This is a genomic window from Vibrio sp. MOR3, from assembly GCF_001557775.1.
In the GTDB taxonomy this organism is placed as follows: Bacteria; Pseudomonadota; Gammaproteobacteria; order Enterobacterales; family Vibrionaceae; genus Vibrio; species Vibrio jasicida.
The window spans coordinates 1-252 of sequence record NZ_LNRD01000065.1 but is presented as its reverse complement, the minus strand read 5'-3'; the positions used below and the strand labels follow the sequence as shown (position 1 = coordinate 252).

Sequence of the window (252 nt, the reverse complement as noted above, 5' to 3'; positions counted from 1 at the left end):
AAAGGGTTGGTAAGTCGGGATGACCCCCTAGCCTTAACAGTGCTCTACCCCCAGTAGTATTCGTCCGAGGCGCTACCTAAATAGCTTTCGGGGAGAACCAGCTATCTCCAGGTTTGATTGGCCTTTCCCCCCTAGCCACAAGTCATCCGCTAATTTTTCAACATTAGTCGGTTCGGTCCTCCAATTGATGTTACTCAATCTTCAACCTGCCCATGGCTAGATCACCTGGTTTCGGGTCTATATCCAGCGACT

The 252-nt window shown here is 50.0% G+C and carries 1 rRNA gene; it reads right to left on the bottom strand.

The window, feature by feature from the left end:
* A 23S ribosomal RNA gene (locus ATB76_RS26955) occupies positions 1 to 252 on the bottom strand; the annotation flags it as partial.